This is a genomic window from Microbulbifer rhizosphaerae, assembly GCF_014191725.1.
GTDB classification, from domain to species: domain Bacteria; phylum Pseudomonadota; class Gammaproteobacteria; order Pseudomonadales; family Cellvibrionaceae; genus Microbulbifer; species Microbulbifer rhizosphaerae.
In genome coordinates this window covers 16,888-41,387 of the sequence record NZ_JACHWZ010000029.1, presented here as the reverse complement: position 1 = coordinate 41,387, position 24,500 = coordinate 16,888, and the positions used below count along the sequence as shown (strand labels likewise).

Genomic DNA, 24,500 nt, shown 5'->3' with positions numbered 1-24,500 from the left:
ACTACTCACCCCCGGTAACACTAAGCCGAGGCCTGGGGGCCCTGCCACCGGTAGCCGTTCGTTCAACAGCCTCATCGGCAATCGTCTCTCGAACGCTCCCGGTATCAGGGCCTTCGCATCAAGCTCCGGTATTCTTTTTCCGAGTCCGAAGGCGAGTAGTTACGTTAAATGTTTGGAATTATTTAGTTCGGGCTATTTATGGGAATACCCTGCTGTCAGGGAGAAAGCCGCTCTATCGCCCAGGGCCCGCTCTCTTCCCGCCGGTAGACAAAGCGGTCGTGCAGCCGGCGGCTGCCGCCCTGCCAGAACTCGACCGTTTCCGGCACCACCCGGTAGCCACCCCAGAAATCCGGCAGCGGCACCTCGCCTTCGCCGTACTGGGATTTGATCGCCTCGAACTGCTTCTCGAGCTGATCCCGCGACGGCAGTGCCTCACTCTGGCGCGATGCCCAGGCGGCCAGTTGGCTGTCCCGCGGACGGGTGCGAAAGTAGATGAGGGCGTCCTCGCGGCTCAACTGCTCGGCGCGACCGCAGACGATCACCTGCCGCTCCAGCGACTGCCAGGGGAAAAGGAGGGAGACCTTCGGGTTGGCGGCGATGTCCCGCGCCTTGCGGCTTTCCAGGTTGGTGTAGAACGCAAAGCCGCGCTCGTCATAGCCCTTCAGCAGTACGATGCGCTGGGTGGGCTGGCCATCGGCATCGGCGGTGGCCAGGCACATGGAACTGGGGTCCGGCAGCTCAGACTCCACCGCCTCGCGCAACCATTGGGTGAAATGCTCCATCGGGTCCGTATTCAGGTCCTCGCGGCGCAAACCGCCGCGCAGGTAGTCCCTGCGCCACTGATCAATTTCCATCGTTGTACTTCCTTCGTTGCTGAGCGGCTTAGTGTACTGAGTCCGCGGATTTTTCCCAATCCGTCCCCGCGGCGCAATTTTTCCCGTCGCGGGCCGGAGCAATTGTCAATTATCCGGCGATTTTGTCCCACAATAAGCAGACTCTGCGGCCGCTTGCACCCCCTGCGCGCGCCCGCTAGGCTCCTGTGCACTTTCGGACAAGATGAAGGAACAAAGCCGCCATGTCCTCTGCGCCCAGTTGTGCCCAAGTGCTGATGCGCCTGCTGCGCGAATACCAGGTGGAAAAAGTCTTCGGCATTCCCGGCGTGCACACCATCGAGCCGTACCGCGGCCTGCCGGGCAGCGGACTGCAACATATCACCCCGCGCCACGAGCAGGGTGCCGCGTTTATGGCCGACGGCTACGCCCGCGCCAGCGGCAGGCCCGGGGTCTGCTTCCTGATCACCGGCCCCGGCCTCACCAACGCCGCCACCGCCATGGCCCAGGCTTTCTCCGACTCGGTGCCCATGCTGGTGATCTCCGCGGTGAATCGCCGCGAGGACCTGGGAATGGGTCGCGGCCGCCTGCACGAACTGCCGCGCCAGAGTGACGTGAGCCGAGGCTACTGTATCTGGCAGCACTCGCTCACAGTGGCGGAACAGCTGCCGGAAGTGCTGGCCAGGGCTTTCCAACTGTTGGCGAGCAGCCGCCCGGGCCCCGTGCATATCGAGATCCCCATCGATCTGTTTTCGGCCCCCATGCCCGGCGAGTTGGAAGATTACCGGGCCTGCCCGCAGGCTCAACTGCCCGCCGCCGCTGAGGGGGCGATCTCCACCGCCGCCGAGTGGCTGCGAGGCGCCGAGCGCCCGGTAATCCTGCTGGGCGGCGGCGCCCAGGCTTGCGGCGCGGATGCCACGCAGATCGCGGAGAAGCTCGCCGCACCAGTCTTCCTGTCCCTGGCCGCCAAGGGCGTGGTCGACGAGCGCCACCCGCTGTGCGGCCGTGCCAACCTGAGTTTCGACTGTGTGCGCAAACGTATAGAGGATGCCGATGTGGTACTGGCTGTGGGCACCGAACTGGCGGAAACCGACCGCAACCTGGTGCGCGACAACTACGCTTTTCAGGGCAGGCTGATCCGCGTGGATATCGACCCGGCGCAACTGGTATGCAACGCCAACCCGGACCTGGCGATTCTCGCCGACGCGGGGGAAACCCTGAAACAGCTCAACGCCGCACTGCCCGAAGGCGACGCCGGTAAACGCAAAACCGCCCGGGACGAGGTTCGACAGCTGATCAGCGCCTGCCGCGAGGAGTGGTGGCCCGGTTCAGAGGCCCGCTACCCCTGGGTCCAGGCCCTGCGGGAGGCGCTGCCGGAAGACGGCATACTGGTTACCGACTCCACCCAATTGGCCTACAACACCAACTGCGCCCTGCCCCTGTACAGCGCCCGCAGCCATATCACCTGCACCACCGGCTACGGCACCCTGGGCTTCGCCCTGCCCGCCGCCATCGGCGCCAGGCTCGCCAGCCCGCGCGACGTGGTGGCGCTGATCGGCGACGGCGGGCTGATGTTCACCCTGGGCGAACTGGCCACTGCGGTGGAGCAGCAACTGCCGCTGCCGATACTGGTGTGGAACAACACCGGCTACGGCGAGATCCGCGATTTTATGGATGAGGCCGAGGTGGTCCGGGAAGGCGTTGAGCTGCACACCCCCGATTTTGTCGCCCTGGCCAAAGCCTTTGGCGCCGAAGGCTGCCGGATCGACAGGCCGGAACAGCTGGGGCCGGTGGCGGCCGCCGCGCTCGCGGACAACAAACCCACCCTGATTGAAATCACCGCGCCCTGATTCGGCCCCCTGTAGGAGCCTGCTTGCAGGGCAAAAATGCGCGTTTAGCGAGCACTGCTCGCTGCGCATTTTTGCGATCGGCCAAGGATGGCCGGGCCGGCGACAGCTCCATGGACGGCTGCTTGGGTATGAGTTAGCTCGAAGCCCCGAGCATTCGCCTGCAAGCAGGCTCCTACAAGGGAATGCGGAAATAACTAACACGGAGCAAATCCATGACCGATTTCAACAAACTGCACACCGACAAACTCTATATCGACGGCCAGTGGCAGGCCTCCGAAGGCGGCAGCAGCCACCCGGTGATCGACCCCGCCACCGAAGAGGAAATCTGCCAGGTGGTCCAGGGCACCGCCGAGGACGTGGATACGGCAGTGGCCGCAGCCCGCAGGGCGTTCAAATCCTGGCGCAACACTTCCGCCTCCGAGCGCAGGGATTATCTCAACGCCATTGCCGACGGCATGGAGAAACGCCGGGAGGATCTGGTCCAGGCGGTGTCCAGGGCCCTGGGTTGTCCCGCGCATATCACCAAGTGGTTGCACGTGGACGGCCCCATCTACGCAATGCGCTACTACGCCGAGCGCACCGCGCTGATGGAGAAAACCGAGAAAGCCGGCCACTCCCTGGTGCTGCGCGAACCGGTGGGCGTGTGCGGCTTTATCACCCCCTGGAACTACCCACTGCACCAGTTCGCGGGCAAAGTGGCGCCGGCGCTGGCGGCGGGCTGCACCATGATCGCCAAGCCCTCGGAGAACACACCGCTGCAGGATTATGTCATGGCGGAAATCATCCACGATGCCGGCCTACCCGCTGGCGTATTCAACCTGGTGCCCGGCGCCGGACCGGTGGTGGGCGCGGCGCTGGCCGCGCATCCGGAGATCGATATGGTCTCCTTTACCGGCTCCACCCGCGCCGGTGTGGAGGTGGCCAGGGTCGCCGCTCCCACCGTGAAACGGGTGACCCAGGAGCTGGGTGGCAAGTCGCCGCTGATCATCACTCCGGACGCAGACCTGGAAGCGGCGGTGCGCTGGGGCTGCGAGGATGTGTTTATCAATTCCGGCCAGACCTGCACCGCACTGACCCGCATGCTGGTGCCCGCGGAGCGCTACGACGAGGCAGTGGCCATCGCTAAACAAATGGCGGAGGAAGTGGCTCTGGGCACCGGCCCGGATGCGCTTATGGGCCCACTGTCGTCCGCGCGCCAGCGGGACATAGTGCGCAGCTATATTGAGAAAGGTGTCGCCGAGGGCGCGCGCCTGGTGACCGGCGGCGCCGAGACACCGGAGAACTTCCCCAAAGGCTTCTACGTCAAGCCCACGGTGTTCGCCAACGTCACCAACGATATGACCATCGCCCGCGAGGAGATCTTCGGCCCGGTAACCTGCCTGATTCCATACCGGGATATGGACGAGGCCATCGCCATCGCCAACGACACCCAGTACGGCCTGTCCAGCGGCATCTGGGCCCGGGATGCGGAGAGCGCCTTGCCGGTGGCGCGGCGTATGGAGGCCGGGCTCTGCTTCGTCAACGGCGGCGAATTCAATTACGACGCTCCCTTTGGCGGCTACAAGCGCTCAGGCAACGGGCGGGAATTCGGCGAGGCCGGCCTGGACGAGTTTATCCAACTGAAATCCGTGCAATTGCCCGAATAAACTTCCACGACGCCGCTACTCGAAGGCGGCGCTGTTGACTGCCCATCCGGACATGGCTATCTTTGCCCTCACATCAAGAGAGTGGCTGACGCCAACGCCAACCTGCCGACCGGGGCAAGGTGGTTTTCTCTTCACCGATTCCATGCCCGGAACCGATGAGAGAGATGGGACCCGCACTAATCGGGTAATCCAACCGGATAGGCAAACGAAAGTTCGCCGCTCCCACGTCAGCCCTCCAAGCGTTTTACTCAAGGTATGAGTATTGGAGGGACCATGTCCGCAGAACTGCAATCCAACAGCGAAGTCATCGAAATTCAGATTGCCGCCCAGCGCAGCCGAACCGCCGTGCGCGCCGTACGGCGAACCGACCGGCAGCTGCTGTGGCAACTACTGTTCGATACCGCCGAAGAAGCGTTAAAATTCGCCACCAATTGTCGCGCCAGCGCCGAACCGGTAACGGCCCACAAGGCCTGCGAGCTGGCGGGATGACAACTAGACTTGTGCCAAAGGGTCTGTAGGGCGGATGAGCGCAACGCATCCGCCGTAAACCCGCACCGGGAGTGGTGAATGCGCTGCGCTTGTCCACCCTACGCGCCACAAGCGCCAAAATAAGGAGCTGACAACAATACCATGTCCAAGCCAGAACAATTCTTCCAGCACCTGCGCGATGAACTGAAACAGATCGAAGCGGACGGCCTCTACAAACGCGAGCGCATCATCACCTCCCAGCAGGCCGCGCAGATCCAGGTCAGCAACGAAACCGAGGTGCTGAATTTCTGCGCCAACAACTATCTGGGCCTGGCCAGCCACCCGGACCTGATCCAGGCGGCCAAAGAGGGCCTCGACCAGTACGGCTTCGGCATGGCCTCGGTGCGCTTTATCTGCGGCACCCAGGATATCCACAAGGCGCTGGAATCCCGCCTGTCGGAATTTTTGCGCACCGAGGACACCATCCTCTACTCCTCCTGCTTCGACGCCAACGGCGGCCTGTTCGAAACCCTGCTCGGCCCGGAGGACGCGATTATCTCCGACGCTCTCAACCACGCCTCCATCATCGACGGCGTGCGCCTGTGCAAAGCGAACCGCTACCGCTACGCCAACAACGATATGGCGGACCTGGAAGCCCAGTTGCGGGCCGCAGATCAGGCCGGTGCCAGGACCAAGCTGATCGCCACTGACGGCGTCTTTTCGATGGATGGAGTGATCGCCAACCTGCAGGCCATCTGCGACCTCGCGGACAAATACAACGCGCTGGTAATGGTGGACGACTCCCACGCCGTGGGCTTCCTCGGCGAACACGGCCGCGGCACCCACGAGTACTGCGACGTGATCGATCGCGTGGACATTATCACCGGCACCCTGGGCAAAGCCCTGGGCGGCGCCTCCGGCGGCTTTACCTCCGGACGCAGGGAAATTATCGAACTGCTGCGCCAGCGCTCGCGCCCCTACCTCTTCTCCAATTCGCTGGCACCAGCCGTTGTCGCCGCATCGCTGAAGGTGCTCGATATGCTGATGGAGGGCGGGGAGCTGCGCGAACAACTGCGGGAGAATTCAGCCTACTTCCGCCAGCGTATGTCCGAGGCCGGCTTTACCCTGGCCGGCGCAGACCATCCGATCATCCCGGTGATGATCGGCGACGCCGCCCTCGCCCAGCAGATGGCTGACAAGATGCTCAAGCGCGGCATCTATGTAATCGGCTTCTTCTACCCGGTGGTACCCAAGGGCCAGGCCCGCATCCGCACCCAGATGTCCGCCGCGCACACGAAGGAGCAGCTCGACCAGTGCATCGATGCCTTCGTGGACGTGGGCAAAGAACTCAATATCATTTGATTCAATTCCGATCGCGGCCAACGGCCGCTCCTACAGCCGATAGAAATCCGTGTAGGAGCGGCCGTTGGCCGCGATCGATCTCAATAGCTGGCACCAGACCAATGAAAGCACTCTCGAAATTAAAATCCGAGCCCGGCATCTGGCTCACCGAAATCGCACCCCCGACCCCGGGCCACAACGACCTGTTGATCAAAATCCGCAAGACCGCCATCTGCGGCACCGATATGCATATCTACAACTGGGACGAGTGGTCGCAGAAAACCATTCCGGTACCCATGGTGGTTGGCCACGAATATGTGGGCGAGGTAGTGGGCATGGGCCAGGAAGTGCGCGGCTTCGAAGTGGGCGACCGCGTTTCCGGCGAGGGCCATATCACCTGCGGCCACTGTCGCAACTGCCGCGCCGGCCGCCGCCATCTGTGCCGCAACACCTATGGCGTAGGCGTGAACCGCCAGGGCGCCTTTGCCGAATACCTGGTGATTCCGGCACTGAACGCATTCAAGATTCCGGAAAATATCTCCGACGACCTGGCTTCGATTTTCGACCCCTTCGGCAATGCAGTGCACACGGCCCTTTCGTTCGAACTGGTGGGCGAGGACGTGCTGATCACCGGTGCCGGCCCCATCGGCATTATGGCCGCGGCGGTGGCCCGTCACGTGGGCGCGCGCCATGTGGTGATCACCGATATCAACGACTATCGCCTGGACCTGGCGAAGAAAATGGGCGCAACCCGCACGGTCAATGTCAGCAAAGAAAAGCTGCCGGAAGTGATGCGGGAAATCGGTATGACCGAGGGCTTCGACGTGGGTCTGGAAATGTCCGGTGTGGGCGCCGCCTTCCGCGATATGCTCAGCGCCATGAACCACGGCGGCAAGATCGCCATGCTGGGCATTCCCCCGGGGGAAATGGCCATCGACTGGAGCCAGGTGATTTTCAAGGGCCTGATTATCAAGGGCATCTACGGCCGCGAGATGTTCGAAACCTGGTACAAGATGGCCAGCCTGATCCAGTCCGGCCTGGACCTGACCCCGATCATCACCCACCAGTTCGCTATCGATGATTTCCAAAAAGGCTTCGACACCATGGGCTCCGGCGAGTCCGGAAAAGTCATCCTGAACTGGCAGTAACGCCGCCGGGACCGCGGAGCTCCAGCTCCGCAAGCGGGCCACAAGGCCCGCCCTTTTCGGGCATAATCGGGAGCAGCGACCCTACCACCACTAAATTTCCCGTCCCCACAACAATAAATCGCGGCCATCGGCAGAGAATCAGGATATGGAGAAAGATAACCCGGCAAACCTGGTAATGCTGCCCGGACTAGACGGCACAGGTATTCTGTTCCGCCCTCTGCTGGCCGCCCTGCCGAAATGGGTCCGCCCCAGAGTTATCGCCTATCCAAAAGACCAGCAGCTCTCCATCGCAGAATACGCCGATCTGGTAGCCCGGCAATTGCCGCACGGCGGGTTCACCCTGCTTGCGGAATCCTTTTCCGGCCTGGTTGCCCTGGAGCTGATGGCCAGGAAATTACCCGGACTCAAATCGATATTGTTTGTCGTCACCTTCGCCGCCCCCCCACGACCGCGACTTCTCAATCTCGCGCGCCGGCTGCCCGGCACCGGTTCGGTAATACGGATCGCCCCCGACTTCCTGTTGCAGCATTTCTGCCTCGGCAAAAACGCATCCGCCACAGAACTATCCCTGCTTCGCGAAGCCCTGGCTGAGGTCCACCCCGCGATACTTCGCCATCGTCTGTCACTGATAGCGAGCTGCCAACCACTTGAAATAAAGCCACAACAACCCCCCTGCCACTACCTTCAGGCAGCCAGGGACCGGCTGGTACCGCCGACTGCTGCCAGGTGGTTTGGGGTACATTTGGAATCCTGCCAACTGGATTCACTGGAAGGGCCACACTTACTCCTGCAGACCAGGCCCAAGGCCTGCGCGGAATGGATTGCAGGAAAGATAAGGCCGCTCGCCGAACCAGCGGACGATATGGCATCACAATAAAAGGCTTTCCACAGCAAAAATAGGTAAAAAGCAATGCCTGAAATCAGCTTCCGCCCCTGTCATCCCCGAGATGTGGATCGGGCAGTTCCATTGATTTACAGTTCCGGGCCCGCGGCATTCGACTACGTCTTCTGCGACTGCTCGGAACAGCAGTCGCTGGAGTTCCTGCGCCAGGCATTTGTAGCCGGCAACTCCGAATTTGGTTACCGGCAACACACCGCGGCGCTGCTGGACGGCACCCTGGTTGGCGTTGGCGCCATCCGCGATGCGACACAGAACCTTGCATTCACACTCTCCGCCTTCCGCAGCATCGCAAGCTTCTACCCTCCACTGGCCGCCATGCGCACCATTACCCGCGGACTGCGCGCCGAACTGGTAATACAGCCGCCAAAATCCGGAGTCGGAGTTATTTACCATCTCGGGGTTGTGCCGGAATACCGCGGCCGCGGTATCGGTAAAAAGCTTCTGCAAAAACTGCTGGGGCGAATTCACGAGAAAGGCCTGGAAACTGCCGCTCTCGACGTTGCGGAGACCAATCCGCGGGCAAAGTCCCTCTATAAATGCATGGGCTTTTCTGAGAAGCACACCCGCACGACCGGACTACATTCCCGCTTTGGCAGAGTACCGGATCACACCCATATGGAGCTTCCCTTAAACTCCGGGAAACAGCCAGTCTAAAAACCCAGCCCCGCACCGAGACCGCATTTTCTAAGACTTCAAACAGGTTCCAAGACCCGGCACAGACCGCTAGCGGATCGGGGATACCTCGGCAGCGGGCTATACAACCGAAGTCGGAGGAAATAACAGCTATCACTTTTACTTCGATCCGCTATTGGAATTGGAGATCGTTTTCTCCCATCTACCGCGGCAGACAGGTAAGCATGTGCACCCCGTCTGTTAATGCCTAAACTTGTGCGAGTCTGCGACTCCGCACTCCGGTGACCGTGCAGACAAAGAGAGCCGGAAAGAAGATGGCGGAAACGCCATAGATTTTTCGGCGGCCGCTGGGCACTCGAAACAGCAACACCATGAGGGTTGAACGATGCATGCTCGAGTCAAAACACTATTGGGTTTTACCACTCTGCTTTTATCCGGCCTGGTACAGGCGGATATCACCATTGAAATGCACGCCGTAAACAAAGACGGCGTCGGAAAACCGATCGGCCAGGTAGTCGCCAGCGAAACGAAATACGGCGTCGTGTTTACCCCCTCCCTCACCGGGCTGACGCCGGGGCTGCACGGCTTCCATCTCCACGAGTTCCCCAGCTGTGAGCCCAAGGAAAAGGACGGCAAGATGACAGCGGCGCTGGCGGCGGGCGGACACTATGACCCGGCCAAAACCAAGCGTCACGATCCTCCCTGGGGAGACGGACATCTCGGAGATCTTCCCGCTCTATTTGCCGACCCCAAAGGAAGTTCCACCAGCCCGGTATTGGCCCCCCGGCTGAAACTTTCCGACCTGAAGGGGCATTCACTGATGGTTCACCAGGGAGGGGACAACTATTCGGACCATCCGAAGCCCCTGGGTGGAGGCGGCCCTCGTGTCGCTTGCGGGGTTATCAGTACCTCCAAATAGTATCGGGCAATCCCGCCCTACTTGGGTCACCTGCCGGGGATTTGCCCAATCTGGAAATCCCCGGACACAAACTATTCGGATAATCTGGTAATCAGCCAGCCGCTGCTGGTCCCCTGCACCAGCAGGGAAAACAGCACCACCCCGAATACCATCGACTGCACTATCCACCAGTAGGGCAGCTCCATAGGGATGGACAGCACCAGCGCGATGGCAATCACCCCGCGCAGGCTGCCCCAGCCCAGCAGCAGGCGCCAGGGCTTGGAGATTGGCGGCCCCACAAACCGCGCCAGGGGCGCAACCGTAAATATTGCCAGCGCACGCCCGCCGAGGGCGGCGGCAATGGCAATCAACATGGCGAACCAATGCTGGCTGAACATTTCAAAGGTAATGGTCAATCCCATGATCACGAACACCAGGCCGGTGAGCGCCAGCGCCAGCCATTCCCAGGTGAACGCCGCGCCCACCAGCCGGCCTTTGTCCCGCAACTGCAGCCCGGCGCGGGCGACGATGGCACACACCATCACCGCGAGAATACCGGACACTCCCGCAACCTGTTCCGCCAGATAAAAGCTGCCGAAGGCGGCCAGCACCAGTACCATCAGCGCCGACCCCACGGCATGCAGGAACAGCACCAGGGCCACCGTCGCCAGGCCGCACAGCGCCCCCAGCCCCAGTCCGCCGATAAAGCTCCACGCAAAATGCAGCATCACACTGCCGAACGGCTGGGTGGCACCCTCCACTGACTGGGTTGCCAAGCCGAGCAACAGGCCGAAAAGCACTATCGCGGCGGTATCGTTAAATAGACTCTCCCCCTCCATCAGGATCAGCAGATCCTCCCCCGCACCGCTGCTGCGCAGTTTGGCAACCATCGCTACCGGATCCGTGGTCGCCAGTGCCGCGCCGGTCAGTAGCGCCGCCGTCCAGGGAAAGCCCGCCGGGTGATGGGTACCGTAGTAGAGCAACGTCGCGGCAATCATCGTGAAGATGGCAACGCCCAATATCGCCAGCAGCAATACCGGCCCCAGCCAGCGCTTCAGCGCCCGCGGGTCCAGTTGCCACGCGGCCTCGAAAATCAGCACCGGCAGAATGACAAAGAACACCAGCTGGTTCAGGTTGTACGCCCGCAGGACTGCGTCGTAGTCGATCACCGGCGGCAACAGCCCGGCGAGCACCCCGGCCGCCAGGCAGCCCAGGGCATAGTCAATGTGCAGGAGGCGCGCCAGCACCAGGCCAAAAGCCACCGCCATCAGCAGATAGAGCACTTGACCGACTAAGGTTGTCACCATGGCATTCGGTTCCCTCCGCTATGTCCATGATCTTCAGTGTATGCTCGATTTACCCCGCTTGCGCAGGAGCGGCCCCTCAATTTAGACTGTACATATATACAGTCAATGAAGTGTAGCCGTCATGGCCGAAGAGGACACCGCCAACCCACCACAAGCCCGCAAGGGCCGGGGTGCCGCCAGCAACCTGGCCGGCCGCTTTGCCACCCGGGTAAGCCGGCGGGAGAACGACGGCTGGCAGCTGGAGGAGGAGCCACTGGGGAGGCTGCTGACCGAGGCCATCGAGGAAAAGGCCCGGACTATTATCAGCAGCAACAGCTCACCGGACCTGCCTTTCAGCCAGTCGATCAATCCCTATCGAGGCTGCGAGCATGGGTGCACTTATTGCTACGCCCGCCCTTCCCACGCCTATATGGACCTGTCCCCGGGGCTGGACTTCGAAAGCACAATCTTTTTCAAACCCAACGCCCCGGAGCTGCTGGAAAAGGCCCTGCGCAAACGCAACTATGTGTGCAGCCCCATCGCCCTGGGTACCAATACCGATCCCTACCAGCCACTGGAAAGAGACAAGCGGATTACCCGCCAGCTGCTCGAGGTGATGCAGCGCTTTCACCAGCCGGTGACCATAGTGACCAAGAGCCAACTGATCCTGCGCGACCTGCCGATACTGGCGGAGATGGCACAGGACGGGCTCGCCCAGGCAGCCGTCAGCGTAACCACGCTGGACAACGATCTGAAAAGAAAACTGGAGCCGCGCACCGCCGGTCCCGCCGCACGCCTGCGTACACTGGAGACCCTGAGCGGCGCCGGCATCCCCACCGCGGTGCTGGCCGCACCCATGATTCCGGCGCTGAACGACAGCGAACTCGAAGCCGTTCTCGGTGCCGCACAAAAGGCCGGTGCGGAATTCGCGGCCTATATTCTCCTCCGCCTGCCCCACGAGGTGGCTCCACTGTTTCGTCAGTGGCTGCAGGAATACTACCCCGATCGCGCCACCCATGTGATGAGCCTGGTGCAGCAGAGCCGCGACGGGCGCGACTACCGCAGCGACTTTTCCCAGCGCCAGACAGGCACCGGCGTCTTCGCCCAACTGCTGCAACAGCGCTTCCGCGTGGCGATTAAAAAACTCGGGCTGAACCGGCGCAGGCTGGCCCTGGACTGCGGGCGCTTCTCGCCGCCTCCCGCAAGCGGCGAACAGCAGTCGCTGTTTTGAGGGGTTCAAATCGCTGCGCTCGCTCGCCTGCGAGCAGGCTACAGGGAACTCCATTCGATTCTTGAGCCCGAGTCATTACAATAGGCGGCCGGAATTTCCGCGAGGCCACCCTTGAACAACTGGTTTGTCTATCTGATACGCACCCGCAGCGGAGCCCTCTATACGGGGATTACCCGCGATGTGGAGCGCCGCTTCGCCGAGCACGCCAGCGGCAGCCCCAGGGGCGCCAAGGCGCTGCGCGGGCGCGGTCCGCTGACCCTGGCATTCCAGCACGCCGTTGCCGAAAGATCGGAGGCCCTGCAACTGGAGATGCGGATAAAAAAGTGGCCCAAGGAAAAGAAAGAGGCACTGGTGGCCGGCGATACCGCGCTGCTGGTCGAATGCCAGAACGGATCGTCCTGATCCGCTCAGTAGGCCACTACCGTATACTCCTGGGAAGCTGTCGAACAGCGCTGGGAGCCAGTCCTGCTGGCGAATAACGGCGTTGCAATTCAGCACCGTCTTTTTCGCCTGCAGGGCAGGCTCCCACAGCAGGCACAGTGCACAACCAGGCGGACGACGCCTCGATCTGAACTCCGAAACCTTAGATCAACCGCGGCTTCATGATCTCCGCAATCCACGCCATAAACACCTGCACCCGCCTGGGCTGGTGCCGGCGGTTGGCGTACACCAGGGACACCGGCATGGGCGCGGGCCGGTACTGTGGCAGCACCTCCTCCAGTTCCCCCGATTCCAGATAGGGATGCACGCCGGCCTCCGGCACTTGGATAATCCCCAGCCCCGCCCGGCATGCCTCCAGGTAGGCCGCGGTATTGTTGACGGTGACCGCTCCCTCCATGGGCAGGGATTTCTCCCTGTCCGGCTCATCCGGGTCGATATACTCGAAACCGGGCGGCCGCGCGCCGAGGGACGGCACATAGTGGACCAGCCGATGCCCGGACAGGTCCTCCAGGCTGCGCGGTGTACCGTGTTCCGCCAGGTACTCGGTGCTGGCGCAGCTCACCGTGCGGTAGTGGCCCAGCGGCCGCGCGATCAGGCCGGAGTCTTCCAGAGTGCCGACCCGCAACACGCAGTCGAATCCCTCGCGCACTACATCCACAAAGCGGTCGGTGCTGCTCAGCTCTACCTCCAGGTCCGGGTGCCGGCGCAGGAATTCCGGCAGCCGCGGTATCACCAGGTCCCGCGCCACCGGCAGCGGCATATCCACGCGCAGGCGCCCGTGCAGCGCCGACGCATCCTCGCGGAAGAGGTTCTGCAGCTCGTCCATATCCGCCAGCAGGTCCCGGCTGCGTTCGTAGAAAACCCGCCCGTCCTGGGTCATCTGCACGCTGCGGGTGGTGCGGTGCAGGAGCCGGGTGCCGAGCAGGTTCTCCAACTGCCGCACCGCGCCGGACACGCTGGCCCGGGACAGGCCCAGGCTGTCCGCCGCGGCGGTAAAACTGCCCTGCTCCGCCACGCGCTGGTAGATCTGCATGGATTCCAGTAGCTTCACGTCCGGCATCTCAATTGTTCAAGAATAGTGAACAGTCTAGCCAGCCCACCTGCATTTATCTATGAATTCCCAGCCAATAAGCTTCCCTCCGTAAAAACAAACCCACGGGAGGAACTGAGCATGAATCGAAAAATTGCACTCGTTACCGGCGGCAGCCGCGGCCTCGGTCGGGATACCGCCCTGCGACTGGCAGACAAAGGCGTGGACGTGATCGTCACCTTCCACAGCCGTCGGGCAGACGCGGAAGCGGTGGTTAGCGAAATCGAACAGCGGGGCGCCCGCGCCGCCGCCCTGCAGCTGGACACCGCAAACGCAGCGGGTTTCGCCGATTTCGCCGAACAGTTGCGGGAGCTATTGCAGTCCCGCTGGCAGCGCGGATATTTCGATCACCTGGTGAATAACGCCGGTATCGGTGTCCAGGCACCCTTCGTGGAAACCAGCGAGGAACAATTCGACCAATTGATGAATGTTCACTTCAAAGGGGTGTTCTTCCTGACCCAGACACTGCTGCCGCTGATCGCCGACGGCGGGCGCATCGTCAACTTGTCCAGCGGCCTGGCTCGCTTCTCTCTGCCCGGCTATGCCGCCTACGCGGCGATGAAAGGTGCCGTGGAAGTGCTGACCCGCTACCTGGCCAGGGAACTGGGGCCGCGGGGCATCACCGCCAACGCACTGGCACCCGGGGCCATCGAAACCGACTTCGGTGAGGGTCTGGTGCGAGACAACCGGGAAGTGAATGCCCTTATCGCCTCGCAGACGGCACTGGGACGCGTGGGTCTTCCGGAGGATATCGGCGGCGTTATCGCCTCGCTGCTGTCGGAAGACAACCGCTGGATCAACGGGCAGCGTATCGAGGCATCCGGCGGCATGTTCCTGTAGACGTGCGACGCGCCAATGGCTGGCGCGGAGCGGCCTTTCAAATCAGCGGAGACCGGCGTACCTTTCAAGGTGCGCCGCCAAGCTCTTGCGAATAACGCCCCTATCCTGCCCAGCACGAACAGTGGAGCGCCGCCTGGCACAGGTTATTGACCAACAGGCGGTAGACCACACGACGCCTATCGGCCTCGCACTCGTGCAGCATGACCACAATGACAGGAGTCCGGCATCTCCCGTTGGCGCCGCAACTTGCGATGTTCATTGCACTGCTTGAAGCGTTCAGTGCTCTCGCCGTGGTAATCGGCCTGGGCAGCCATCTCTTCGCATCGATGCCGCCGCACAGATAATCTTCATCAGATTAGCGTTTGCTCCGACGTACCCATGAATAGACCGCGGCAGACGGACAAACAGCGGGCAGTTGGCGGCAAATCACCGCTAGACCCGGACAAAGAGGGTGTTTATTCTTCCTGTACTCCGAGGCCACCTAAATGCCTGACAACAACCACATCACACACATCCTGAACGATCACCAACTCAGTCCCGCGGAGCTGATGCATCGATTGTTTCCGGTGGTCTATAACGAGCTGCGTCGTATTGCGCGCAATCAGCTAAAACAGGCTTGGGATTCGCGCACCTTGTGCACAACTTCCCTGGTAAACGAGGTTTGGCTAAAACTGGCTCAAGGCAGTCATAGCCGAATCACCAACCGGGCCCACTTCTTTGCAATTGCCGCCAAAGCCATGCGTCAGATCATTATTAACTACGCGGAACAGCAGCAGGCCTTGAAAAGAGGAGGAGCTTGGCAGCAGGTCACCTTCGACGAAATACTGCTCCACTCCGACCATCATTGGGATACCCTGTTATCTGTTAACAGCGCGTTGGAAGCGATCACTCAGATCGATCGGCGCTTGGCGGAACTGGTGGAAATGCGGTTCTTCGCCGGCATGACCGAGGGTGAAATTGCCAAGGTGCAAGGGCTTAGCGAAAGGACTGTGCGTCGAAACTGGTTAAAAGCCAAAGCTTTGATCAGTAAAGCACTAAACATCGAGGGCCGGGGATGAGCATCGAATTTGACAGGGAAAAGTGGAAGCTCGTCGAGGCAATTCTGGATGCGGTACTGGATTTGCCGGAAGTGGAGCGGATTTCTTATATCCGTAACCGGTGCCAAGACGACGGCGAACTGGCCGCACAGGTTGAAACATTGCTGCTAGCCGCCGAATCGCCGAATTTTTTGGACAGGAACGCCATGCACCTGGCCGGCGCACACAGGCCTTATGAAGCGGCCGTGGACAGTGCCCCGGGCGCGAAATTCGCGCACTTGCAGATAGGCCCCTACGAACTCCGCGAGGAGATTGGCCGCGGCGGAATGGGCGCCGTCTATCGCGCCGAGCGAACCAAGGGGGACTTTACGCAACAAGTCGCCATCAAGGTACTGTCAGACAAGCCGGGGCAGGACATTGCGCAGGAACGATTTTATCAGGAGCGGCGCCTGCTGGCGTCCTTGGAGCACTCCAATATCGCCCGGCTGTACGACGGCGGCGTATCGGAAGAAGGACTGGCCTATTTCATTATGGAACTTGTTGACGGCCAGCACATTGACAAATACTGTCAGGAAAAAAATCTTGGCGTCCGATCGCGGCTGCGGCTGATTTTGCAGGTGGCCAACACATTGAGCTTCGCGCACAAAAATCTGATTGTGCACCGCGACATTAAACCATCCAATATTCTCGTCACCACCTCTGGGGACATCAAGCTGTTGGACTTTGGAATTGCCAAATTGCTTGATGAGCCGGACCGGATGAATCTTACCCGGACAGGAGACCGGCTGTTGACGCCCGGCTATGCCACACCAGAGCAATTGCAGAACAACAACGTGACAGTGGCCACGGACATCTATCAATTGGGGCTGGTCACCTACGAATTATTGACGGACCAAAAACCCTACGAACAGAAATCCGGCTCGCTGGTAGATCTGGTTAATGCGATATGTCACAGCGAACCCCCACCGCCCAGTGAAGTCCTGGCCGGGCCGCCCGGCACTCGCGGAAACCCAACCGGCACGAACTTCGGTGATTTAAGTCCGGAGCAACGAAAACGCAGGCGCAAGGCCCTGAGCGGTGACCTGGATGCGATAGTCATCAAAATGCTCCAGAGCAGGCCCGAGCAGCGCTATTCATCCATGGAAGCCCTGGCCCGGGATATCAATGCCTATTTCCGCAATCGGCCGGTACAAGCCAGGATTCAGACATCTTCTTATCGAATGGCTAAATTTTTTCGTCAACATTGGCAAGCCGTCAGTATTGCCGGTTTTTTTCTGGTATTTGTTGTGGGTTATGCCGGTACTGTCACTTGGCAGGCGAAGCGAATCGAGCGCGCACTCCAACAAAGTGAGATTGAAAGGAGCAAGGCCGAGCAGGTATCCACTGTGCTGGCCAATGTATTCAAAGCTGCGGATCCCAATGTTGCCGGGTTGGACGACATTTCCGCAAAGCAGCTGCTCGACGATAACTACCGGCGGATCCTGCTTGATCTCGAAACCGTGCCCGGGATCCAGTCTCACCTGTTGACTGTTCTGGGAGAAATTTACATAAGTCAGGGATCCTGGCGCCTGGCCTCGGATGCACTGGAAACATCGTTGCAAAAACGCAAGCAGGGGCAAGTTTACGATCCGGCCGGCATGGCGAACACCCTCTCCCATTTGGCCTTCGCCTATACCTACGAGGGAAAATACTCCAAAGCCGAGGCTTACTTCAAGGAGTCGCTAATCCTGTATTCAACCTTAACTCAAACCGATGAAAGACAACGGCGCTATCAGGTCCAGGCGCTGGCCGCCTACGGCCAACTATTGCGATTGCAGGGTGAGCTGGACTCGGCTCGCCGCCACATCGACCAAGCGATTGAACTGGCGTGGCCCATTGATCAAGGCCACAGCGAGGAGCTTGCCACCGCACTCAATAACCTGGCTTCCATACAGCATGCCCAGGGCGACTTTGCCGCCGCCCGGGCCAATATCGAACAGGCGATCGCTATTCAAAAGGTGGTCCTGGGCGAGACCCATTCCTTCTATACGGTATCCCTGTCCAATGGTGCTGTTGTTTTAACCGACATGGAGTATTACGCCGAAGCGAGAAAGATGGCGGAGGAGGCCTTGCAGCTGCAAGTGGAACTGCTTGGCGAACGTCACTTCTATGTGGCCAATACGCTGCGGAGCCTCGCGATTCTTAATTATTACGCCGGCAACCTCCCCGCCGCTGAGCGACTCATAGCCGAGGATCTGGCGCTGAGGACCGGCTTGCAACAGCTATCGAATATGTCGGGCGCGGCCAGCCTGCTATGGCAAGGCGTAATTCTACAGGATGCGGGAAAATTCTCAGAAGCCAGGGCCAGCTTCGATCGTATGTTACGAACGTTTCAAAGCTTGACGGACAACGGTGAAACCCTCGGCCGGGGGATCAGCCAACTGGCGAAACTCAGCTACCTACAAGGCGATCACCAGGAAGCTTTGGCACTGTTTCGCGAGGCCTTGCAGCAAATGCCCCGTACCGCCAAACATGCCGCCGATACACAAATGGGTTATGCGCTAACGCTGCTCGAGTTGAACCGGTATGATGAGGCCGAGATCGCCGTACGTGAAGCCCTGGCGGTCCATCGGCGGTTTTTCCCGGAAACTCATAATAAAGTGGTGGAAGCCAAGGTACTACTGGGTATTGCCCTATCACGGCAAAATGGGAATTCCCAGGGCCGGGCGCTCCTGAATGAAAGTCTGCCGATTTTAAGGGGCTATGCCACCAGCCAATTCGGAAGCCGGCAAAAGCTGCTGGCGTTGGCGCAGGCGGGCCCTGGGAGACCAGTCAGTACCACCTTGAACAAGCCGAGGCCGAACTAACGGATGCATACTTGCACCCGCCAATTCCCATCCATAAACCTAGCCTTGCTGAAATATAAGGAAAAACTTCTTCTGGGGCGTTAAAAAGGCCCTACGGTATGATACGGCCGGGGCCCAGGGAACACATAAAAATGTCTACAGCCTTCAACCCCAGGTCGCCGCTGTCCAGTATCAATTGTTCTTCCGTGTACACATTTTCCAAATTGCATTCCCGGTCTTCACTGTTGACGAAGCAAACAGCCTGGAGATGGGCGGTTGTGGAATCACGGCGCGGTTCACACTGGACGGCGTTGTGAATCGGTACGCAAAAACCACCTCGCTGCACCCGTTCCCGGCCGCGCCGGCAAACCTCCGCGCTGGGGTCGATACCGAAGCTTTGCTCGCTACTGGTCCGCAAGGCGATGGTGTTGGCGACGCAGATCGAATAGCCATCCACCTGCATGTAACCCAGCCGGCACCGAGCGGGGTTGTCGGACAATTGGGTTTCGTCCGGCGCCTGGCCGGCTGGGGTACAGCCGGATTTATTGCCAAACGCCACAAAGCCGGAGGGGCATTGCTGTTCAACCAGGGTTAACTGCCCGTCCACAAGTGCCAAGGCGAGATTTTCGGCGACACAGATCGTGGAACCGGCGTAGGGATAAGCGAAGCCGGCCGCACAGTGTTGGTTATGCTGGGAGCTCACCAAGTAGTGACCATCTTCGATGGCAATTTGTGAATAAGCTTCGATGCAAAAGTTCACCCCCGGGAGTTTCTCGTGGCCTTTCTCACAAATACCAAAGTCGTTTAAAGCAGTTACCGCATTTATTGTCAGGGTATCTGCAAGCTGTACGTTGGGCACCGCGGACCAATAACCGGACGATTGGGCAAGTCCGGGTACTACGAGGGCGGCCCAGAGCGTGAGGCTTGCCACTAGGTGCGCGCCCGGATATAACCGGTGTTTCGAGCTCATGCGAATTACTTCTCTTCCTTTCATTTGCTTCTTTCCTTTGCTTAAGTTTTCCCGTTGCGGGAAGCGCCGATTGTGACAAATTAAGGGCAGCCTACGCCACCCTATTACACGGTTGCCTATGCCCGGGGCTGTTTAAAAACCAGGGCAAAACAATTCATAGGCAGCGCAAGCCACAAAGCTCTGGCAGAACCCGTGGATAAGGTCGGGGGCGTCTTTACACATATCATCACCCAGAGGCGTACTGAACGGTTGAGCATCCGGGTCGGCGCTTCGCTTTTGTAGGGGGAAGTCAATCCGGCTGCGTCCGTCGCGGTCAAACCGAAATAGTTGTGGCTGGCGGTCGATCAATTGCATTTGGTAGATACCGCGCTGGAAGATTCCCAGTTGCGAGGGAATGAAAATGGTGTGCGCTTCCCGGCCCTGGTCGAAACCCTTAAAGGTGAAGTCATTCGCCCCTGGCAGATTCAATACCACTACTTTGGTCCCGTGTAACGAATAGGAAAGGTCCTTGTATTCCAGGGAGAAGGGATATGGATTGGAGCGTGCATGGGCGGGCTGGTAGGCAACCGGCGCCCGATCCAGGAATATAATGCGCTCGCCGTACTGGTCAGACACGTCGAACTCAATCCAGTAGTACTCCTGGCCCTTTAGAAATGTCAGGTCGAATTCAACCGCTATCTCAATTTTCTCATAGCCATACCAGAGCTCTCCCGTGGGCGTGGCGGTAAAGTTGGTGACATTGAGGTTGACTGTATCGCTTCCGTTGGGTTTACCAGTGTCATAGTCGTGTCCCCAAATCGTGACATCCACAGTGGTGACCACCCTGCCCGGATTGAGGAAAATGCCCACGGTTTCGGCACCGCTAATAAACCAGCCCCCGCCGGGCACGTAGAAGTCGTCCAGGACGGTTTCATACTGACTGTTGAGGCCGCCGCTGCCATTGGGCGCACCATTGTCCCAGAGTAGTTCCGACCCAAGGGCGGGGCCGGCAAGCATTAAGCCCAGTATCATCAGGCCTTGTCCAATTGCGATCTTCATAAATATTCCTTTGTTTTCTGTACTAAAAAAGTTGTGGGTCCAGGCTCTCCGGCTCGCCTTGCCCACTCGGGTATACAGAAATCGGAGGGAAATCCGGACAAAGATCTAAGAAAATTTTTGAATGGTCAAAAAACGACCAAAGAACCGAGGGGGCAAGATGGGTTTGGACACTACTCTCGGCGGCTGTACCCGCCTTCTCTATCAAATTGTCGAACAGCAGCACAGCGCGTAGCCGAAAGCGCTGCGCCCGCACCGCCGTACTGCAACTGAGGATATCGGCGGCGTTATCGCCTTACTGCTGTCGGAGGAGAATCGCTGGATCAATGGGCAGCGTATCGAGGCATCGGGAGGCATGTTCCTGCAGGTCGCTCGCTGCGCCAACGGCCGCTGCGCAGCGGCTTTGCGAATCAGCGGGGACCGGCGTACTTTTCCAGGTGCGCCGCCAGGCCCTTGCGAATAACGCCCCGATCCGTGCCCAGCACGACCAGCGACACCTTTTGATCCAGCCATTTCCGGTAATCCGCGCCCTCTCTCGGAATCGCGCAGAAGGCGATGCCCGCCGCCGCGGCTGCGGCGATACGCTCTATTCCCTCGATAACCGTGGGGTGGCGCGTCTGCCAGGGCAGGCCCAGCGCCGCGGACAGGTCCGCGCGCTCGAGCGGCACGCGGACCAGTGCGGAAATGGCCGGCCTGGCACAGGTTATTCACGAACAGGCAATAGACCACGCGCCGCCAGGCGGTATCGCGTTCGTACAGCATGCTCTCGCGTGCCCTTGCACTTATAGAGGGCAGCGCCTCTTCAGGCCAACGAGAGTCAGGCCGGAGAGAGTCGGACCAGCGCGAGCGATCGAGCTTGGTGCCCTCCATATCGCGCAGGATAATGCCCGCAACGGAACAGCCGTCGAGTTTTACCAGCACGTTCTGCAGATGGGGTTCGAACGCCACGCCGTATTCAAAGAATGTGTGCAACACCGGCGGCAGCAACTGCCGGACGTAATCCCCGAACCAGCGGATGGCAGCGGTCGCCTCGTCCATGTCCGGGTGCCGCCGCCGGAAAGCGCGCACCAGCGGTGCAGTGTTCGAATACCCGTGCACGTCCTCGGCAAACAGGGTGCCGGCCAGCTGGGCGCGGAATTCCGTAAATCGGCTGTCGATGGCGCCATGAATCCCTCCGAACGCTTGATAATGGGGAGTTATTGGTTTTACAGCCTTTCGGACTCGGCACTGTCAGTACCCTTCCTGCCAGGCGGCTTCACGTTAACTTGAGAAACATTACCAAAAGAAAAACATTCTCATTAACGATTGCCGCGCATTCTACACGCCAATAATTCTCATTTACAACAAAAACCACTATCAAGCCCACGGGAGCTTCAGAGGGAATAGATCAGGGAAAAGTGGAACGGTATCGGAGGACCGATACCGGATGGAGGGGCACTGGATATCTGCCAGAAAATTGAGCGGGGAAACCACTCTCTCCCGCCGATTACTCGAAGCCGGGCGGCTACCAGGGAATCTCGCTGCCGTCGTAATTGAAAAAATGGCCGCTCCCGTCCAGGTCGGCAGCGAGCAGGGTTTTCTTCAAACCGGCAACGCTCTCCTCCGCGGAGATCAGCGCATTGGGCCCACCCATATCCGTCTGCACCCAGCCCGGATGCAGCGCGAGGGCAATGATGCCCCGCTCGCGCAGGTCGACGGACAGGCTCTTTACCACCTGGTTCACCGCGGTCTTGGAGGAGCGGTAAAGGTAGCCGCCACCGGAACCGTTGTCGGCGATACTGCCCACCTTGCTGCTGATCACTGCAATAACCTTGCGCCCGCTCGCGGCCACATTGTCACAAAAGGTTTCCGCCAGCCTGTAGGGCGCGAGCGTGTTGATCTCCAGCACCTTGCGCCACTCGTCCAGATTCACGTGGCCGAAAGCTACGCCATTGGGGCCGTAGTAACCGGCATTGCTGAGCAGTATGTCGATGGGCCTGCCTTGTAACTCGCGGCCCAGTTCCGCCATCTGCCGGGAGTCGGTGACATCCAGCGGAAAAATCTCCAGCAGCGGATACTGCTCCCGCAAAGCCTGCAGTGTTTCCGCAGAACCCGGGTCGCGGCAGGTGGCCAACACCCGCCAACCGTCGGCGGCAAACTGGCGGGACAGTTCCAGGCCCAGGCCGCGGTTGCAGCCGGTGATAAGGATAGTACCGGGCATAAAGACTCCTTCAGTGGTATTCTTGCACCGTCCCGATGATAGCAACTACCTGTCAATGTACTACTCACTGAGCGATCTCTTCTGGCTATTCCTGTTCGTCCTCGCCGGCTGGTACCTGTGGGCCGGCATGGCGGCCAAGGAACAGGTGCGCCGGGCCGCCGCCAGCCACTGCGCGCAACTGGGCGTACAGTTGCTGGACGACACCGTGGCCCTGATGCGCACCCGCCTCAAGCGCGACAGCCGCGGTCAGGTGCGCCTGCAGCGCAGCTACGAATTCGAGTTCACCTCCACCGGCGAGCACCGCTACGCCGGGCTCGCCGTGCTGCACGGGCGGCGCATAACGCAGATACAACTTTCCCCCCACCACCTCGCCTGAACGGAGCACAGATGAAACGCGGAATCTATCGCCACTACAAAGGCGAGCGCTACGAGGTAATGGAAGTGGCCACTCACAGCGAAACCGGAGAGCGGCTGGTGGTCTACCGCGCACTTTACGGCGACTACGGCGTCTGGGTGCGACCGCTGGAAATGTTTGCGGAAAAAGTGGAAAGGGACGGCGAACTGGTGCCGCGTTTCCAACTGTTACAGGAATTTGACTAGCGCGACCGGGCGCCATTAATGTTGCCGCACCCCGTCAACCGATCCAACAGATAAGGCCTCTCATCGGTGAACAATAAAAAAATAATGATCTACGGCGCCTACGGCTATACCGGCGAGCTGATCGCCCGCGAAGCCGTGGCCAAAGGCTACCGCCCGCTGCTGGCGGGGCGCAGTTCGCAAAAACTGCAGCCGCTGGCGGAAGAATTGGGACTGCCGGCCATGGCGGTCTGTCTCGACTCCAGCGAAACTCTGGAGCGTACCCTGCGGGATATCGACGTGGTGATCCACTGCGCGGGGCCCTTCTCCGCCACCGCCGAACCCATGATGCTCGCCTGTATCGCCAGTCGCACCCACTACCAGGACATCACGGGCGAAATGTCGGTCTACCAACTGGCCCACAGCATGAATGCGGAAGCCAAAGCCGCGGGCGTGGTGCTCTGCCCGGGAACCGGCTTCGACGTGATTCCCACGGACTGCCTGGCGGCGGCGCTGCACAAGGCGATTCCCACCGCCACCCACTTGAGCCTGGGTTTCGATTCCGACTCCCCCCTCAGCCCCGGTACCGCCAAGACCTCTATCGAGAGCCTGGGCGTGGGCAGCGCAATAAGGCGCAACGGCGAGATCGAGATTACCGGCCACGCCGAATTCAGCCGCACCATCGATTTCGGTCGCGGGGAAAAATTCGCCGTCGCCATTCCCTGGGGCGACGTGGCCACCGCCTACTATTCCACCGGAATTCCCAATATCGCCGTATATATTCCCATGAGCCCGCGGCGCGCAAAAAAAATGCGGCGCATGAATAGATTCCGCTGGCTGCTGCGCAAGCAGTGGGTGCAGGACTGGCTCAAGCGCAAGGTGGACAAATCTGTACGCGGGCCCGGCGAGGAAAAGCGCGCGGAACAGCAGACCTGGATCTGGGGCGAAATACGCCACGACCGCCGCGGCGAGCGCAAGATCGGCCGGGTGGTCACCGCCAACGGTTACGATGTCACGGTGCACGGCTCCCTGGCGGTGATGGAATTCCTGCTCGACTACAAGGGGCCCGGTGGCTACTTTACGCCGTCGAAACTCTGCGGTTACGAACTGGTGGAGCGACTGCCCGGTTCCGGACAGATTAAGATCGGTATCGACTGACCCTGTAGGAGCGGCCGGTGGGGGGGGGGGGGCGGGGGGGGGGGGGGGCCCCCCCCCCCCGCCCCCCCCCCCCCCCCCCGCGCCCCCCCCGCCGGC

23 protein-coding genes, 1 pseudogene and 1 riboswitch are annotated in these 24,500 nt (G+C 60.4%); of the genes and pseudogenes, 16 read left to right on the top strand and 8 right to left on the bottom strand.

The annotated features are described in order from the left end of the window. Window positions 1-215: 215 nt before the first annotated feature. Complete coding sequence (pdxH, locus tag FHS09_RS20730; protein WP_183463512.1) at window positions 216-854, bottom strand: pyridoxamine 5'-phosphate oxidase; 639 nt, start codon at window positions 852-854, stop codon at window positions 216-218. A 221-nt stretch (window positions 855-1,075) separates the two neighbouring features. Between pdxH and FHS09_RS20725 the strand changes: the two genes are divergently transcribed. The 8 genes from FHS09_RS20725 to sodC all read left to right on the top strand — a co-directional run bounded on the left by FHS09_RS20725 (window position 1,076) and on the right by sodC (window position 9,736). After that, complete coding sequence (locus FHS09_RS20725) at window positions 1,076-2,680, top strand: 5-guanidino-2-oxopentanoate decarboxylase (protein WP_183463510.1); 1,605 nt, start codon at window positions 1,076-1,078, stop codon at window positions 2,678-2,680. Between the two features lie 212 nt (window positions 2,681-2,892). Then, window positions 2,893-4,326, top strand: a complete 1,434-nt coding sequence (locus tag FHS09_RS20720) for an aldehyde dehydrogenase family protein (RefSeq protein WP_183463508.1) — start codon at window positions 2,893-2,895, stop codon at window positions 4,324-4,326. 65 nt (window positions 4,327-4,391) lie between these two features. Beyond that, a riboswitch (SAM-I-IV-variant riboswitch) is annotated at window positions 4,392-4,528 on the top strand. Window positions 4,529-4,599: 71 nt separating this feature from the next. After that, window positions 4,600-4,815 (top strand): hypothetical protein, encoded by a 216-nt coding sequence (locus FHS09_RS20715; RefSeq protein WP_183463506.1) that lies wholly within the window; start codon window positions 4,600-4,602, stop codon window positions 4,813-4,815. A 141-nt stretch (window positions 4,816-4,956) separates the two neighbouring features. Further along, window positions 4,957-6,156: a glycine C-acetyltransferase gene (locus FHS09_RS20710; protein ID WP_183463504.1), complete on the top strand. Its 1,200-nt coding sequence runs from the start codon at window positions 4,957-4,959 to the stop codon at window positions 6,154-6,156. 101 nt (window positions 6,157-6,257) lie between these two features. Next, complete coding sequence (gene tdh / locus FHS09_RS20705; protein WP_183463502.1) at window positions 6,258-7,283, top strand: L-threonine 3-dehydrogenase; 1,026 nt, start codon at window positions 6,258-6,260, stop codon at window positions 7,281-7,283. Window positions 7,284-7,428: 145 nt separating this feature from the next. Continuing rightward, entirely contained in the window at window positions 7,429-8,160 is a 732-nt protein-coding gene (locus FHS09_RS20700) for an alpha/beta fold hydrolase (protein ID WP_183463500.1), read from the top strand. A gap of 33 nt (window positions 8,161-8,193) precedes the next feature. Next, window positions 8,194-8,838 (top strand): GNAT family N-acetyltransferase, encoded by a 645-nt coding sequence (locus FHS09_RS20695; RefSeq protein ID WP_183463498.1) that lies wholly within the window; start codon window positions 8,194-8,196, stop codon window positions 8,836-8,838. A gap of 364 nt (window positions 8,839-9,202) precedes the next feature. Continuing rightward, the gene (sodC, locus tag FHS09_RS20690) at window positions 9,203-9,736 is read left to right on the top strand and encodes a superoxide dismutase family protein (RefSeq protein ID WP_183463496.1); all 534 of its coding nucleotides are present in this window, start codon (window positions 9,203-9,205) and stop codon (window positions 9,734-9,736) included. A gap of 71 nt (window positions 9,737-9,807) precedes the next feature. Here sodC and FHS09_RS20685 read toward each other — a convergent pair whose 3' ends face one another. Further along, window positions 9,808-11,022, bottom strand: a complete 1,215-nt coding sequence (locus tag FHS09_RS20685) for a cation:proton antiporter (RefSeq protein WP_183463494.1) — start codon at window positions 11,020-11,022, stop codon at window positions 9,808-9,810. 121 nt (window positions 11,023-11,143) lie between these two features. Between FHS09_RS20685 and FHS09_RS20680 the strand changes: the two genes are divergently transcribed. Both FHS09_RS20680 and FHS09_RS20675 read left to right on the top strand, forming a co-directional pair. Further along, window positions 11,144-12,232 carry a PA0069 family radical SAM protein gene (locus FHS09_RS20680; protein ID WP_183463492.1) on the top strand — a complete coding sequence of 363 codons (1,089 nt, stop codon included), beginning with the start codon at window positions 11,144-11,146 and terminating at the stop codon, window positions 12,230-12,232. Between the two features lie 111 nt (window positions 12,233-12,343). Further along, window positions 12,344-12,634, top strand: a complete 291-nt coding sequence (locus tag FHS09_RS20675) for a GIY-YIG nuclease family protein (RefSeq protein ID WP_183463490.1) — start codon at window positions 12,344-12,346, stop codon at window positions 12,632-12,634. 181 nt (window positions 12,635-12,815) lie between these two features. Here FHS09_RS20675 and FHS09_RS20670 read toward each other — a convergent pair whose 3' ends face one another. After that, window positions 12,816-13,733: a LysR family transcriptional regulator gene (locus FHS09_RS20670; RefSeq protein ID WP_183463488.1), complete on the bottom strand. Its 918-nt coding sequence runs from the start codon at window positions 13,731-13,733 to the stop codon at window positions 12,816-12,818. Between the two features lie 111 nt (window positions 13,734-13,844). On the opposite strand from FHS09_RS20670, the gene FHS09_RS20665 reads away from it, so the two are divergent. From FHS09_RS20665 to FHS09_RS20655, 3 genes are all read left to right on the top strand, one after another. Further along, a complete protein-coding gene (locus FHS09_RS20665; RefSeq protein WP_183463486.1) occupies window positions 13,845-14,603 on the top strand; it encodes an SDR family NAD(P)-dependent oxidoreductase in 759 nt (252 codons plus the stop codon). A gap of 485 nt (window positions 14,604-15,088) precedes the next feature. Further along, complete coding sequence (locus tag FHS09_RS20660) at window positions 15,089-15,661, top strand: ECF-type sigma factor (protein WP_183463484.1); 573 nt, start codon at window positions 15,089-15,091, stop codon at window positions 15,659-15,661. Beyond that, window positions 15,658-18,486 (top strand): serine/threonine-protein kinase, encoded by a 2,829-nt coding sequence (locus FHS09_RS20655; protein WP_183463482.1) that lies wholly within the window; start codon window positions 15,658-15,660, stop codon window positions 18,484-18,486. The genes FHS09_RS20660 and FHS09_RS20655 overlap by 4 nt, the downstream gene beginning before the upstream one ends. 91 nt (window positions 18,487-18,577) lie before the next feature. Here the strand turns inward: FHS09_RS20655 and FHS09_RS20650 are convergent, their stop codons facing one another. From FHS09_RS20650 to FHS09_RS20635, 5 genes and pseudogenes are all read right to left on the bottom strand, one after another. Further along, window positions 18,578-19,459, bottom strand: a complete 882-nt coding sequence (locus FHS09_RS20650; protein WP_183463481.1) for a hypothetical protein — start codon at window positions 19,457-19,459, stop codon at window positions 18,578-18,580. Between the two features lie 108 nt (window positions 19,460-19,567). Continuing rightward, window positions 19,568-20,473: a hypothetical protein gene (locus FHS09_RS20645; RefSeq protein ID WP_183463479.1), complete on the bottom strand. Its 906-nt coding sequence runs from the start codon at window positions 20,471-20,473 to the stop codon at window positions 19,568-19,570. Window positions 20,474-20,880: 407 nt separating this feature from the next. After that, window positions 20,881-21,138, bottom strand: a complete 258-nt coding sequence (locus FHS09_RS22975; protein WP_246395180.1) for an aldolase/citrate lyase/malate synthase family protein — start codon at window positions 21,136-21,138, stop codon at window positions 20,881-20,883. A 37-nt stretch (window positions 21,139-21,175) separates the two neighbouring features. Further along, window positions 21,176-21,508 (bottom strand): annotated as a pseudogene (locus FHS09_RS23455) (IucA/IucC family C-terminal-domain containing protein); the annotation flags it as partial. Between the two features lie 466 nt (window positions 21,509-21,974). Continuing rightward, entirely contained in the window at window positions 21,975-22,670 is a 696-nt protein-coding gene (locus FHS09_RS20635) for an SDR family oxidoreductase (RefSeq protein ID WP_183463475.1), read from the bottom strand. Window positions 22,671-22,683: 13 nt separating this feature from the next. Between FHS09_RS20635 and FHS09_RS20630 the strand changes: the two genes are divergently transcribed. The 3 genes from FHS09_RS20630 (at window position 22,684) to FHS09_RS20620 (ending at window position 24,404) form a co-directional block, all read left to right on the top strand. Next, on the top strand, window positions 22,684-23,046 hold the full coding sequence (locus FHS09_RS20630; RefSeq protein WP_343057537.1) for a DUF3301 domain-containing protein: 363 nt from the start codon (window positions 22,684-22,686) through the stop codon (window positions 23,044-23,046). An 11-nt stretch (window positions 23,047-23,057) separates the two neighbouring features. Further along, window positions 23,058-23,270, top strand: a complete 213-nt coding sequence (locus tag FHS09_RS20625) for a DUF1653 domain-containing protein (protein WP_183463474.1) — start codon at window positions 23,058-23,060, stop codon at window positions 23,268-23,270. Between the two features lie 66 nt (window positions 23,271-23,336). Then, the gene (locus FHS09_RS20620; RefSeq protein WP_343057536.1) at window positions 23,337-24,404 is read left to right on the top strand and encodes a saccharopine dehydrogenase family protein; all 1,068 of its coding nucleotides are present in this window, start codon (window positions 23,337-23,339) and stop codon (window positions 24,402-24,404) included. Window positions 24,405-24,500: the final 96 nt, after the last annotated feature.

Coding starts and splice junctions, on each gene's coding strand:
- FHS09_RS20625 (WP_183463474.1), top strand. CDS start 23,058: ATGAAACGCGGAATCTATCGCCACTACAAAGGCGAGCGCTACGAGGTA.
- FHS09_RS20670 (WP_183463488.1), bottom strand. CDS start 13,733: ATGCCGGACGTGAAGCTACTGGAATCCATGCAGATCTACCAGCGCGTG.
- pdxH (WP_183463512.1), bottom strand. CDS start 854: ATGGAAATTGATCAGTGGCGCAGGGACTACCTGCGCGGCGGTTTGCGC.
- FHS09_RS20700 (WP_183463500.1), top strand. CDS start 7,429: ATGGAGAAAGATAACCCGGCAAACCTGGTAATGCTGCCCGGACTAGAC.
- FHS09_RS20725 (WP_183463510.1), top strand. CDS start 1,076: ATGTCCTCTGCGCCCAGTTGTGCCCAAGTGCTGATGCGCCTGCTGCGC.
- FHS09_RS20680 (WP_183463492.1), top strand. CDS start 11,144: ATGGCCGAAGAGGACACCGCCAACCCACCACAAGCCCGCAAGGGCCGG.
- FHS09_RS20645 (WP_183463479.1), bottom strand. CDS start 20,473: ATGAAGATCGCAATTGGACAAGGCCTGATGATACTGGGCTTAATGCTT.
- FHS09_RS20650 (WP_183463481.1), bottom strand. CDS start 19,459: ATGAAAGGAAGAGAAGTAATTCGCATGAGCTCGAAACACCGGTTATAT.
- FHS09_RS20660 (WP_183463484.1), top strand. CDS start 15,089: ATGCCTGACAACAACCACATCACACACATCCTGAACGATCACCAACTC.
- FHS09_RS20720 (WP_183463508.1), top strand. CDS start 2,893: ATGACCGATTTCAACAAACTGCACACCGACAAACTCTATATCGACGGC.
- FHS09_RS20655 (WP_183463482.1), top strand. CDS start 15,658: ATGAGCATCGAATTTGACAGGGAAAAGTGGAAGCTCGTCGAGGCAATT.
- FHS09_RS20715 (WP_183463506.1), top strand. CDS start 4,600: ATGTCCGCAGAACTGCAATCCAACAGCGAAGTCATCGAAATTCAGATT.
- FHS09_RS20685 (WP_183463494.1), bottom strand. CDS start 11,022: ATGGTGACAACCTTAGTCGGTCAAGTGCTCTATCTGCTGATGGCGGTG.
- FHS09_RS20695 (WP_183463498.1), top strand. CDS start 8,194: ATGCCTGAAATCAGCTTCCGCCCCTGTCATCCCCGAGATGTGGATCGG.
- FHS09_RS20635 (WP_183463475.1), bottom strand. CDS start 22,670: ATGCCCGGTACTATCCTTATCACCGGCTGCAACCGCGGCCTGGGCCTG.
- FHS09_RS20710 (WP_183463504.1), top strand. CDS start 4,957: ATGTCCAAGCCAGAACAATTCTTCCAGCACCTGCGCGATGAACTGAAA.
- sodC (WP_183463496.1), top strand. CDS start 9,203: ATGCATGCTCGAGTCAAAACACTATTGGGTTTTACCACTCTGCTTTTA.
- FHS09_RS20665 (WP_183463486.1), top strand. CDS start 13,845: ATGAATCGAAAAATTGCACTCGTTACCGGCGGCAGCCGCGGCCTCGGT.
- tdh (WP_183463502.1), top strand. CDS start 6,258: ATGAAAGCACTCTCGAAATTAAAATCCGAGCCCGGCATCTGGCTCACC.